This window comes from Streptomyces sp. SID8352, from assembly GCF_009862265.1.
Lineage (GTDB): Bacteria > Actinomycetota > Actinomycetes > Streptomycetales > Streptomycetaceae > Streptomyces.
Genome location: NZ_WWGX01000090.1, coordinates 1 through 12,478, shown reverse-complemented (window position 1 = coordinate 12,478; position 12,478 = coordinate 1). Strand labels below are relative to the sequence as shown.

9 protein-coding genes are annotated in these 12,478 nt (G+C 73.2%); 6 read left to right on the top strand and 3 right to left on the bottom strand.

Annotation, left to right across the window (positions count from 1 at the left end; translation table 11 throughout):
- Nucleotides 1-328 precede the first annotated feature (328 nt).
- Nucleotides 329-709 carry a WhiB family transcriptional regulator gene (locus tag GTY84_RS27010; protein WP_161229013.1) on the bottom strand — a complete coding sequence of 127 codons (381 nt, stop codon included), beginning with the start codon at nucleotides 707-709 and terminating at the stop codon, nucleotides 329-331.
- 102 nt (nucleotides 710-811) lie between these two features.
- Nucleotides 812-1,510 (bottom strand): DUF1707 and DUF2154 domain-containing protein, encoded by a 699-nt coding sequence (locus GTY84_RS27005; RefSeq protein ID WP_161229012.1) that lies wholly within the window; start codon nucleotides 1,508-1,510, stop codon nucleotides 812-814.
- 180 nt (nucleotides 1,511-1,690) lie between these two features.
- Between GTY84_RS27005 and GTY84_RS27000 the strand changes: the two genes are divergently transcribed.
- The 4 genes from GTY84_RS27000 (at nucleotide 1,691) to GTY84_RS26985 (ending at nucleotide 8,194) form a co-directional block, all read left to right on the top strand.
- Nucleotides 1,691-3,367 (top strand): fumarate hydratase, encoded by a 1,677-nt coding sequence (locus tag GTY84_RS27000; protein WP_161229011.1) that lies wholly within the window; start codon nucleotides 1,691-1,693, stop codon nucleotides 3,365-3,367.
- Nucleotides 3,368-3,575: 208 nt separating this feature from the next.
- On the top strand, nucleotides 3,576-4,961 hold the full coding sequence (locus tag GTY84_RS26995) for a class II fumarate hydratase (RefSeq protein ID WP_161229010.1): 1,386 nt from the start codon (nucleotides 3,576-3,578) through the stop codon (nucleotides 4,959-4,961).
- A gap of 151 nt (nucleotides 4,962-5,112) precedes the next feature.
- Nucleotides 5,113-5,817, top strand: a complete 705-nt coding sequence (locus tag GTY84_RS26990) for a DUF402 domain-containing protein (protein WP_161229009.1) — start codon at nucleotides 5,113-5,115, stop codon at nucleotides 5,815-5,817.
- 280 nt (nucleotides 5,818-6,097) lie between these two features.
- The gene (locus tag GTY84_RS26985; RefSeq protein ID WP_161229008.1) at nucleotides 6,098-8,194 is read left to right on the top strand and encodes a SpoIIE family protein phosphatase; all 2,097 of its coding nucleotides are present in this window, start codon (nucleotides 6,098-6,100) and stop codon (nucleotides 8,192-8,194) included.
- A 96-nt stretch (nucleotides 8,195-8,290) separates the two neighbouring features.
- Here the strand turns inward: GTY84_RS26985 and GTY84_RS26980 are convergent, their stop codons facing one another.
- Complete coding sequence (locus GTY84_RS26980; RefSeq protein WP_161229007.1) at nucleotides 8,291-10,615, bottom strand: transglycosylase domain-containing protein; 2,325 nt, start codon at nucleotides 10,613-10,615, stop codon at nucleotides 8,291-8,293.
- A gap of 293 nt (nucleotides 10,616-10,908) precedes the next feature.
- Here GTY84_RS26980 and GTY84_RS26975 point away from each other — a divergent pair, with 293 nt between their 5' ends.
- Both GTY84_RS26975 and GTY84_RS26970 read left to right on the top strand, forming a co-directional pair.
- Nucleotides 10,909-11,847 (top strand): SPFH domain-containing protein, encoded by a 939-nt coding sequence (locus GTY84_RS26975; RefSeq protein WP_161229006.1) that lies wholly within the window; start codon nucleotides 10,909-10,911, stop codon nucleotides 11,845-11,847.
- Nucleotides 11,844-12,092 carry a hypothetical protein gene (locus tag GTY84_RS26970; RefSeq protein WP_161229005.1) on the top strand — a complete coding sequence of 83 codons (249 nt, stop codon included), beginning with the start codon at nucleotides 11,844-11,846 and terminating at the stop codon, nucleotides 12,090-12,092. Before GTY84_RS26975 ends, GTY84_RS26970 begins: the two co-directional genes overlap by 4 nt.
- The last annotated feature ends 386 nt before the right edge of the window (nucleotides 12,093-12,478 follow it).

Here is a 12,478-nt window from a genome sequence, read left to right as displayed (position 1 = left end):
TCCCGCACCGCGTCCCGGCCGCGCACCGCCCCGCGCGGCGCACCGCAGCAACCCCGCACCGCGCAATCCCGCACCGCGTCCCGGCCGCGCACCGCGCGCCGGCCACGTGAGCCCGCCCGCGCCGCGATCGCACCGCCTCCGGGACGCGCCGAACCCGCGCGGCGCCCCGTCGCCCTGACACGACCCGTGCCGGACGGCCTCCGCACCGGACACGCGCACGCCGCCCCGGGCGGTACCGGCCCGTCGCACGGACCGGAGCAAACCGCTGGGACGACGCGGGACGCCGGGACGACGCGGGCCGGGGGCGCGGGGCCCGGACCCGGAGCCGTCAGCCGGCCGCGGCTATGCGGTCCGCGGCGGTGCGGGAGGTCTTCTGCAACTCCACGTCACGGCGGCGGCGCCGGGCCAGCACCACCCGGCGCTCGGCGGCGGTCAGCCCGCCCCAGACCCCGTACGGCTCGGGCTGCACCAGCGCGTGCTCACGGCACTCGACCATGACGGGGCAGCGGGCGCAGACGCGCTTGGCCGCCTCCTCACGGGAGAGCCGGGCCGCGGTGGGCTCCTTGGAGGGGGCGAAGAACAGTCCGGCCTCGTCGCGCCGGCACACCGCCTCGGTGTGCCACGGAGCGTCTTGGTCCCTGTCCCGCACCGGCCCCCGCTGGGCCGGTACGGCAGCTACCTGCAGGGACGAATGGGGCGGTTGCACCACGGGTCTACTCCTGACGACGGCTTCGCGAGCGAGAGACGATGCGTCAGGCTTACCCGTTGTACGCGAGCCTATGCACTGGGTTCACGACGGCCGCCGGGGCCGCTACAGATGCTTGCGCACCCCCCGGTCGACGGAGCGGCGCACCCGGTCCAGGATGTCCGCGACGACCCTGCCGCGCCGGGGGCGGGCCTCGACGGAGCCGAGCACCGCCCAGCCGTCCACGTGGATGACGGGCGCCTGCTCCTCGTCGGAGTCCAGGGTGTGCACCTCGAAGCTGCCGAGCACGCTGCCTCCGGTGCCGCGCAGCGACACGTTCTCCGGGACGCGGACCTCGACGCTGCCGAAGACCGAGAACGCCTTGATCACCACGTGCTGGTAGTCGAAGAGGGCCTCGCTGAGGTCGATCTCCACACTGCCGAAGACGGCGTAGGCGTGGATACGACGGCTGGCCCGCCAGCGGCCCCGGCGAACGGCGCTGCTGAACACCGCCACCACGTTCTCGTCGGGGGCCTGGGGTATCGCCCCGGGGTGGGGGCGGCCGGGCGACGCCGGGGCGGGGGCCGGGCGGCCGGTGTGCGCGACGGGCAGATCGCGCACGAACACGTCCAGCTCGCCGACGGTCTTGGTGGCGAGCACGCCCTCGACCCGCTCGGCGTGCTCCTCGGCGGTCAGCCGCCCCTCGGCGAGCGCCTCGCGCAGCATCTCCGCGATGCGGTCCCGGTCGGCGTCCGAGGCGCGCAGCTCCCCGACGGTCGGCGCCGTGTTCGCACCCCGGCCCTGGGCGTGTTGGTGAAGGTCCACGGCAGCAGCCTACCCAAACGCGATAGATCGCGACCAGCCCTGTGGACAACCCCGTCCGCGCCTACTGAGCCCTACCTCACAAGCGGGCCGCCGCCCCCAGGTCCTACGCTGGTGGGCGCTGCCGATGGAGGCCAGCCGCCGTCGCTGCGGAATCCAGCCGTGCGTGTTGTCGAGTGAGGAATGGGCGAGATGCCTGAGTTCGCGTACACCGATCTGCTCCCCCAGGGTGAGGACACCACTCCGTACCGGCTGGTGACCTCCGAGGGGGTGTCCACCTTCGAGGCCGACGGGCGGACCTTCCTCAGGGTGGAGCCGGAGGCGCTGCGCAGGCTGGCCGAGGAGGCCGTCCACGACATCCAGCACTACCTGCGCCCGGCCCACCTGGCCCAGCTCCGCCGCATCATCGACGACCCCGAGGCGTCGGGCAACGACAAGTTCGTGGCGCTGGACCTGCTGAAGAACGCGAACATCGCGGCGGCCGGCGTGCTGCCGATGTGCCAGGACACCGGCACCGCGATCGTCATGGGCAAGCGCGGCCAGAACGTACTGACGGCGGGCGGCGACGAGGAGGCCCTGAGCCGGGGCATCCACGACGCCTACCGGAACCTGAACCTGCGCTACTCGCAGATGGCGCCGCTGACCATGTGGGAGGAGCGGAACACCGGCTCCAACCTCCCCGCCCAGATCGAGCTGTACGCCACCGACGGCGACGCCTACAAGTTCCTCTTCATGGCCAAGGGCGGCGGCTCGGCCAACAAGTCGTTCCTCTACCAGGAGACCAAGGCCGTCCTCAACGAGTCCTCCATGATGAAGTTCCTGGAGGAGAAGATCCGTTCGCTGGGCACGGCCGCCTGTCCGCCCTACCACCTGGCGATCGTGGTCGGCGGCACCTCGGCCGAGTACGCGCTGAAGACCGCGAAGTACGCCTCCGCGCACTACCTGGACGAAATCCCCACCGAGGGCTCCGAGCTCGGCCACGGCTTCCGGGACAAGGAGCTGGAGGAGAAGGTCTTCGAGCTGACCCAGCGCATCGGCATCGGCGCCCAGTTCGGCGGCAAGTACTTCTGCCACGACGTGCGCGTGGTGCGCCTGCCGCGGCACGGCGCGTCCTGCCCGGTCGCCATCGCGGTGTCCTGCTCGGCGGACCGCCAGGCGGTGGCGAAGATCACCGCCGAGGGCGTCTTCCTGGAGCAGCTGGAGACGGACCCGGCGCGGTTCCTGCCGGAGACCACGGACGAGCAGCTCGACGAGGCCGGCGACGTCGTCCGGATCGACCTCAACCAGCCGATGGACGCGATCCTGGCCGAGCTGACCAAGCACCCGGTCAAGACCCGGCTGTCGCTGACCGGCCCGCTGGTCGTGGCGCGCGACATCGCCCACGCCAAGATCAAGGAGCGGCTGGACGCGGGGGAGGAGATGCCGCAGTACCTCAAGGACCACCCGGTGTACTACGCCGGACCGGCGAAGACCCCCGAGGGCTACGCGTCCGGGTCCTTCGGGCCGACCACGGCCGGGCGGATGGACTCCTACGTGGAGCAGTTCCAGGCGGCGGGCGGCTCCCGGGTGATGCTCGCCAAGGGCAACCGCAGCAGGCAGGTCACCGAGGCCTGCGACACGCACGGCGGCTTCTACCTGGGGTCGATCGGCGGCCCGGCGGCCCGGCTGGCGCAGGACTGCATCAAGAAGGTCGAGGTCGTCGAGTACGAGGAGCTCGGCATGGAGGCGGTCTGGCGGATCGAGGTGGAGGACTTCCCGGCGTTCGTCGTGGTGGACGACAAGGGCAACGACTTCTTCCAGGACCCGGCCCCGCAGCCGACGTTCACGACGATCCCGGTGCGCGGCCCCGGCCTGGCCTGACGCTTCCCGGGGCACCCCGGGCGCGTCCGCGGATCACTCCCGGCGCGCCCCCGGGGTGCCCCGCGCCGCCCGCCGTGCCGCGGGCACCCCGGCACGCCCCGTCCACCGCCCCGGCCGCCCGCGGGGCCTCCCCCGGCGGCGCACGGCCACGAGGGTGAACGGCGTTCCGGAACGGAACATCCCGGCCGCCCCCGGCGCTGTACCCGGTATGAGCGAATACCGCATCGAGCACGACTCCATGGGCGAGGTCCAAGTCCCCGCGTGGGCGAAGTGGCGGGCGCAGACGCAGCGCGCCGTGGAGAACTTCCCCGTCTCCGGGCAGCGCATCGAGCGGGCGCACATCGAGGCGCTCGCCCGGATCAAGGGCGCCGCGGCGAAGGTCAACGCCGAGCTGGGCGTGGTCGACGCGGAGATCGCGCGGGCGATCCAGGAGGCGGCCGGGGAGGTCGCGGAGGGCGCCTGGGACGAGCACTTCCCGGTGGACGTGTTCCAGACCGGCTCGGGCACCTCGTCGAACATGAACGCCAACGAGGTCATCGCCACCCTCGCGGGCGAGCGGCTCGGCCGGGACGTGCACCCCAACGACCATGTCAACGCCTCCCAGTCGTCCAACGACGTGTTCCCCTCCTCCCTCCACATCGCGGCCACCGCCGCCGTCACCCGCGACCTCATCCCCGCCCTGGACCACCTGGCCGCGGCGCTGGAGCGCAAGGCCGCCGAGTTCGCCGACGTCGTCAAGTCCGGGCGCACCCACCTGATGGACGCCACCCCGGTCACCCTCGGCCAGGAGTTCGGCGGCTACGCGGCGCAGGTGCGGTACGGGGTCGAGCGGCTGAACGCCTCGCTGCCCCGGCTGGCCGAACTGCCGCTCGGCGGCACCGCGGTGGGCACCGGGATCAACACGCCGCCCGGCTTCTCCGCCGCCGTGATCGCGGAGGTGGCCCGCGCCACGGGGCTGCCGCTGACCGAGGCCCGCGACCACTTCGAGGCGCAGGGCGCCCGGGACGGCGTCGTGGAGACCAGCGGGCAGCTCCGGACCATCGCCGTCGGCCTGACGAAGATCGCCAACGATCTGCGCTGGATGGCCTCCGGGCCGCGCACCGGGCTCGCCGAGATCTCCCTGCCCGACCTCCAGCCCGGCTCGTCGATCATGCCGGGCAAGGTCAACCCGGTGGTGCCGGAGGCGGTGCTGATGGTGGCCGCCCAGGTCACCGGCAACGACGCGACCGTCGCGGCGGCGGGGGCGGCCGGCAACTTCGAGCTGAACGTGATGCTGCCGGTCATCGCCCGGAACGTGCTGGAGTCCGTCCGGCTGCTCGCCAACGTCTCGCGGCTGCTGGCCGACCGCACCGTCGACGGCGTCACCGCCCACCGCGAACGGGCCCGCGAGTACGCCGAGTCGTCGCCGTCCGTGGTGACCCCGCTCAACCGGTACATCGGCTACGAGGAGGCCGCGAAGGTGGCCAAGAAGGCGCTGGCCGAGCGGCGGACGATCCGCGACGTCGTCCTGGAGGGCGGCTACCTGGAGCGCGGCGACCTCACCCGCGAGCAACTCGACGAGGCGCTGGACGTGCTGCGGATGACCCGCCCGTGAGGGGCCGGCCGCGGCGGCCGGCCGACCGCCGCCGGTCCGTCGCGCGGCCCGTGCCCCCGGGTGCGGCAGAGGCGTGCGGGGCCCGGCCCGGCAGGGGGGAACTGCCGCTTTCCTGCCGCCCGATCGGAACGGCAGCCCCTAATATCGGTCCATGGCAGACGGAGATGCGGTGAGCGCGGCGACGGAGGGGGGCGGCCCCGCGGCCCCGGCGGGGCACTGGGCACCGGGGAGTCACATCCTGTGGCGCTACCGGGAGAACGGCGGTCCCGGCTTCCACATCGCCCGCCCCGTCACCGTCGTGCGCGACGACGCGGACGTGCTCGCCGTGTGGATGGCGCCCGGCACCCGGTGCGTGAAGCCGGTCCTCGCCGACGGCACCCCGGTGCACCTGGAGCCGCTCGCGTCCCGCTACACCCGGCCCCGCGCCATCCAGTACGACCACTGGTTCGGCACCGGGGTCCTGAAGCTGGCGCGGCCGGGAGAGCCCTGGTCGGTGTGGCTGTTCTGGGAACCGGGCTGGTCGTTCAAGAACTGGTACGTCAATCTGGAGGAGCCGCTGGCCCGCTGGGAGGGCGGCGTGGACTCCGAGGACCACTTCCTGGACATCACCGTGCAGCCCGACCGGAGTTGGCAGTGGCGGGACGAGGACGAGTTCGCCCAGGCCCAGCGGGACGGCCTGGTGGACGGGGCGCTGGCCGCCCGGGTGCGCGCCGCGGGCCGTGCCGCGGTGGCGGTGATCGGGGAGTGGGGGCCTCCGTTCTCGGACGGCTGGGAGGACTGGCGCCCGGACCCCGGCTGGGCGGTACCGTCGCTCCCCGGGGACTGGGACCGCACACCCGCGCGGGTGTCCTCATGAGATCCTTGATGGGCCCCAGGGCAGGAAACGTAGGATCGTCCTCCGCAACGGCGCGGAGCGGCAACTGACGGAACGCACGACGTGCTTGACCGATCGTCACCGAGGGGCGGCAGGACGTGAGCGAGCGGCACGAGGGCAGTACCGGCACGGGCCGCCGCCGGCCCCCCGGCGGCACAGGAACAACCTCTGACCCCGCGGCAAATCCGTTCCTCGGGCGCGTGTTCCGGGTATCGGGATTTCTGCGGGACGAACTGCACGCGCCGCGGGCAGTCCCGGACGGATGGATTCGACACGCGTGACGGAGCAGCCGACCTCTCCCCAGAGCCTCCAGGCAGGCGTCGACCCCGCGGACCCCCGCGGGGCGCTCGCGCACGCCCCCGTACCGCCCCACGCCCCCGAGGCCGTCGCCTTAGGAGCTCAGGGCCGTGTCGGCAGGCCGCAGGGACCGGACCCCGCCGAAACCTTCGAGCACCGCCAGCCGGGCCCCGACCAGGCCGCCGAGCCCGGCACACTCCGTTCACGGCCCACACCCGAGGGGGTGCCGGTGCAGCCGAGCGCACAGAGCGGGCCGACCGCCGAGACGGCGGCGGCCGGGCAGGAACGCCACCGCGGGGCCGACGGGGCGGACCGCCGCACCGGGCGCCCCACGCCGCCGGGACAGCCCACGCCGATGCGGCGGGACGGCGACCGGCTGCGCTTCGTCGGCGCCGCCACCCGGCGGATCGCCCGGGGCATGGACCTGGACGAGATCGTCATGGGGCTGTGCCGGGCCACGGTGCCGACCTTCGCCGACGCCATCCTCGTCTATCTGCGCGAGCCGCTGCCGGTCGGCGACGAACGGCCCACCGGTCCGCTGGTGCTGAGGCTGCGCCGCAGTGACCGGATACCGGCCGAGCGGGACACCGAGGGCGGCTTCGCCCCGGTCGTCCAGCCGGAGCCGTCCGAGCTGGACACGGTGGGCGCGGAGCTGTGCGAGGTGCGGCCGGGCAGCGCGCTCGCGGAGGTGCTGCGCGGGGTGCGCCCGGTGTTCACCGACACCCCGGGTGCCCGTCCGGCCCTGCCCGAGCTGCTGGGCGAGGGCGGCGAGTTCATCGTCCCCGCGGGCCGCCGGGCGATCCTGGCGCCGCTGCGCGGCCGGCGGCGGGTGATCGGGGCCGCGCTGTTCCTGCGCGGGCCCGAACGGGTGGCCTTCGAGGGTGACGACCTGCTGGTCGCCGCCCAGCTCGCCACGCACAGTGCGCTCGGCATCGACAAGGCGGTGCTGTACGGGCGGGAGGCGTACATCGCGGACGAGTTGCAGCGCACCATGCTCCCGGAGAACCTGCCGCGCTGCACCGGTGTGCGGCTGGCCTCGCGCTACCTCCCGGCGGCCGAGACGGCCCGGGTCGGCGGGGACTGGTACGACGCGATCCCGCTGCCCGGCAGCCGGGTGGCGCTGGTGGTCGGGGACGTGATGGGGCACTCCATGACGTCGGCCGCCATCATGGGCCAGCTGCGCACGACCGCGCAGACCCTGGCCGGGCTGGACCTGCCGCCGCAGGAGGTGCTGCACCACCTCGACGAACAGGCGCAGCGGCTCGGCACCGACCGCATGGCGACCTGCATGTACGCGGTCTACGACCCGGTCAAGCACCGCATCACCGTCGCCAACGCGGGCCATCCGCCGCCCGTTCTGCTCCGGCTGGGCGGCCACGCCGAGGTACTGCCGGTCCCGGCGGGCGCCCCCATCGGCGTCGGCGGCGTGGACTTCGAGGCGGTGGAGCTGGAGGCCCCGGCGGGCGCGACCCTGCTGCTGTACACCGACGGCCTGGTGGAGTCCCGGCTGCGCGACGTGTGGACCGGCATAGAGCAGTTGCGGGAGCGGCTGGCCGCGACCGCGCGGCTCACCGGGCCGGACCATCCGCCGCCCCTGGAGGCGCTGTGCGACGAGGTGCTGGACATGCTCGGTCCGGGAGACCGGGACGACGACATCGCGCTGCTCGCCGCCCGGTTCGACGGGATCGCCCCCAGTGATGTGGCGTGCTGGCGCCTGGACCCGGAGGACTCGGCCCCGGGCCGGGCCCGGCGGCTGGCCCGGCGCGCGCTCGCCCGCTGGGGTCTGGAGGAGCTGACCGACTCGGTGGAGCTGCTGGTCAGCGAGGTGGTGACCAACGCGGTGCGCTACGCGTCCCGGCCGGTCACGCTGCGGCTGCTGCGCACCGACGTCCTGCGCTGCGAGGTCGGCGACGACGTGCCGCAGTTGCCGCGGCTGCGGCAGGCGCGGGCCACGGACGAGGGCGGGCGCGGGCTGTATCTGGTCAACCGGCTGGCCCGGCGCTGGGGCGCGACCCGGCTGAGCACCGGCAAGGTGGTCTGGTTCGAGCTGAACCGGGGCTGAGCCCCGGCCGCCGGGCCCGCCCCGCCCGCCGGGGCGGGCCCGGTACGCCGAAGGGCGCCCGGTGGAGGTGCTTCCACCGGGCGCCCTTCGGCGCTCCTACGGCTGCGGTCGCTCGTCCTCCGGGACGGGGGGCTCCTCCGGGGCCGTGGACTCGCCCTCGTCCGGCGGCGGCTCGGTCGAGGGGCTGGTCGTCGGAAGTTCCGGGGTCGTCCGGGGCGGCTCCGGGGTCTCCTCGGGCGTCTCCTCCTTGGAAGGCGTCTCCTTCGGGGTCTCCTCCTCCGTCGGGGTCTCCTCGGGCGTCTCCTCCGGCGAGGGGGAGGCGGAGGGCGAGGTGGTGGGCGAGGGCTTGGTGGTGGGCCGCACCGCCGCGCCCTGCTTGGTCTCCAGGTCGAACTCGGTGACCTCGTCCATCACGCCGAAGGTGTAGGCGGCCCAGATCTGCGCCGGGAAGCCACCGCCGTTGACGCGGTCCTCGCCGCCGGCCCCGTACATCGGGGCCTGCGGGTGGGGTTCCTTGTCGTCCTCGCCGAACAGGCCGACGGAGGTGACCAGCCCGGGCGTGAATCCGGTGAACCAGGCCGACTTGTTGTTGTCGGAGGTGCCGGTCTTGCCGGCGACCTGCTGGCCGTCGCGCAGCGGGTTGTCCCAGACGGCGCGCCGGGCCGTGCCGTCGTCGACCACGCCGGTCAGGACGGAGGTCACCGTGTCGGCGGCCTCGCGGCTGATGACCTGCTCCCCGACGGGTTCGGGGAAGTCGACCCCGCGGCCGTTCTGCTCGGCCGACTTCACCATGGCCGGGGTGACCCTGCGGCCGTGGTTGTCGAGGGTGGCGTAGACGCCGGCCATCTCCAGCGGGCTGGCGCCCATGCTGCCCAGGGTCTGGGCGGGCACCGGGTCCATGCCCTCGGTGTCCATGCCGAGCCGCCCGGCGACCTTCACCACCTCGGGCATCCCGACGTCAACGCCCATCTGCGCGAAGACGGAGTTGACCGAGAGGTTCATGGCCTGCTGGACGGTGATCTCGCCGTAGTTCTGGTCGTCCTCGTTCTCGGGGGCGAAGCCGACCTCGCGGCCCTTGTCCACGACGGGGCGCTTGCTGGTGCCGTCGTAGCGGGTGGTGTCGGTGATCGGGACGCCCTCCTGGGTCTCGGCGTCCTTGTCGACGGCGGCGGCCAGGATCACCGGCTTGAAGGTGGAGGCGGGCTGGTAGTCGGAGCGGGTGGCGTTGTTGACGTAGTGCTTGAGGTAGTCCACGCCCCCGTACATCGCCACCACGGCGCCCGTCTTCGGGTCGACGGAGACGGCGCCCGCCTGGATGTCGGCGTCGACGCCGCGCGCCTTGGGGTCGAGCCGGCTCGTGAGCTTCTCCCGGACCGCGCCCTCCAGCGCCTTCTGCTTCTTCTTGTCGATGTTGAGGGTGATGGTCCAGCCGCCGCGGTCGACCATCGCGTCGGCCTGCTTGCGGTCCTCGGCGGCGCCGGTCTCGACGAGCTGCCTGCCGAGCGCGGTGTTGGCGGCCTCGACCAGATAGCCGGTCTGGCCCCCCATGCCCGGGGCGGGCCGGGGCTTCTTCGGCACCGGGAACTTCATGTCCCGGCGGTCCCCGGCGTCCAGCCAGTCCATGTCGACCATGTTGTCCAGGACGTAGTTCCAGCGCTGCTGCACCAGGCGCTTGCTGGTGTCCCCGGCGAGGGCCCAGTCGTACTGGACGGGCGCCTGGAGGAGGGCGGCGAGGTAGGCGCCCTGCTCGACGGTGAGGTCCTTGGCGTCGACCCGGTAGTAGGCCTGTGCGGCGGCCTGGATGCCGTAGGCGTTGCGCCCGTAGAAGCTGGTGTTGATGTAGCCGGCGAGGATGTAGTCCTTGGACTTGCTCCGGTCCAGCTTCAGGGAGATGACCAGTTCCTTGAGCTTGCGCGAGACGGTCTGGTCCTGGGTCAGGTAGTAGTTCTTGACGTACTGCTGGGTGATGGTCGAGCCGCCCTGCGTGCCCTTGCCGGAGAGGGTGTTGAGCAGGCCGCGGGTGGTGCCCCTGAGGTCGACTCCCGAGTCCTTGTAGAAGCTCTTGTTCTCGGCGGCGACGAAGGTGTGCTGGACGGCCTTGGGCACCTGGGCCAGTTCGACGATCTCCCGGTTGTAGCCCTTGCGGGCCATGATCGAGCCGTCGCTGTACTTGTAGACGTTGCCCTGCGACTCGGCGTCGTCGTTGCCGACCTCCGGGATGTCGATCATCATGTACAGGACGATGAAGCCGCCCATGAGGAGCACGCAGACGCCCAGGAAGGTCCCGAGGATCTTCTTCCAGGTGAACAGCGCGCGTATCCGGCCCTTCCCGCCCGCTCCGGCCGTACCGGACGAGCGGCGGTCCGACGCCGCGCGGCGGCCACCGCGCTGTCGCGCTCTTCTCTCTTCCGCTCGTCCCATGGGTGCGATCCGCTCCGATTCGGTCGTGTGTGCTCACGCGTCACACAGGTTCGTCGCTCAGGTCAGCTCAGAAAGCTAACACCGGGTGATAAGGGGATCGGCGGCCGATCCCACTATTTGCGGACGTGAGAATCAGCACCCACCCCGGAGGAACCGACGCACGAGAGCCCTCCGGGGTTGCTGCGGACCGTTTAAGTGATAGCAGTTTGATGGCTGCATGCTAGGGTCACGGCAGACGACAACAGTGCGGGGCGCGCGTCGGGCGCGCCCCTCCGGAACGGGGGGACCCACCCATGAGCGCACCGCAGACACCGCAGCCGACCGCGGACGTGCCCGAGATGCCGGCGCCGAGAGTGCGCGAGACCCCGGCGCACAGCATCGGGGGCGGCCTGGCGCTGCTGCTCGGCCTGGTGGGCCTGCTCGTCGGCGCGGGGCTGATCGCCTCCTCGGCGGGCGTCGCGGGGACCGGCGCCAAGGCCACGCTGATCGTCGTGGGCATCCTGGTGGCGCTGGCCGCCTTCCTCGCGATGTGCGGACTGAACATGGTGGCGCCGGGCGAGGCCCGCGTGGTGCAGCTCTTCGGGCGCTACCGGGGCACCATCCGCCAGGACGGGCTGCGCTGGGTGAACCCGTTCACCTCGCGCACCAAGATCTCCACCCGGGTGCGCAACCACGAGACGGCCGTGCTCAAGGTGAACGACGCCTACGGCAACCCGATCGAGCTGGCGGCGGTCGTGGTGTGGCGGGTGGAGGACACCGCGCAGGCCACCTTCGAGGTGGACGACTACATCGAGTTCGTCTCCACCCAGACCGAGGCGGCCGTGCGGCACATCGCCATCGAGTACCCCTACGACGCCCACGACGAGGACGGGCTCTCGCTGCGCGGCAACGCCGAGGAGATCACCGAGAAGCTGGCCGTCGAACTGCACGCGCGGGTCGAGGCGGCCGGGGTGCAGATCATCGAGTCCCGCTTCACCCACCTCGCCTACGCGCCCGAGATCGCCTCGGCGATGCTCCAGCGGCAGCAGGCGGGCGCCGTGGTCGCGGCCCGGCGGCAGATCGTGGACGGCGCGGTCGGCATGGTCGAGGCGGCCCTGGAGCGGATCGGCCAGCGGGGCATCGTGGAGCTGGACGACGAGCGGAAGGCGGCGATGGTGTCCAATCTGATGGTCGTGCTCTGCGGCGACCGCGCGGCGCAGCCGGTCCTGAACACCGGCACGCTCTACCAGTGACCGCCCCCGCCGAGGATTCACCCGCGCCGCGCCGCGCCCAGCAGCGCAAACAGGTCCTGCTGCGTCTGGACCCGCAGGTGTACGAGGCACTGGCCCGCTGGGCGGGCGACGAGCTGCGGTCGGCCAACGCCCAGATCGAGTTCCTGCTGCGCCGGGCGCTCGCCGAGGCCGGCCGGCTCCCGGGCGGCACCGGCCCCCTCCCCCGCCGGGGCCGCCCGCCCCGGGACGCGGACCCGGGGCCCTGACCGCGCCTGCGCCACTCCGGAGCCCGCCCCCGGGCCCCCGCCGGGAGACGGGCCCGGCCCGCCCACCGGACACTTGCCCCACTCCGCCGCCGCCCCGCCTCCCCGCTCGCACCGGGGGCGGGGCGGCGGCCTTCCGCGCGCCCGGCGCCCGGCGCCCGCCTGCCGCCTGCCGCCTGCCGCCTGCCGCCTGCCGCCTGCCGCCTGCCGCCTGCCGCCTGCCGCCTGCCGCCTGCCGCCTGCCGCCTGCCGCCTGCGGGACGGCTACCGGAGGTCGCCGTTCCATCGTCACGGAACCGTGACAAACGCGCTTGACCTGCCCTTTCACCTCTCCCTCACACCATCGCCGAGGCACTGCACACCGTGCGTATACATCGTGCGTATACCCG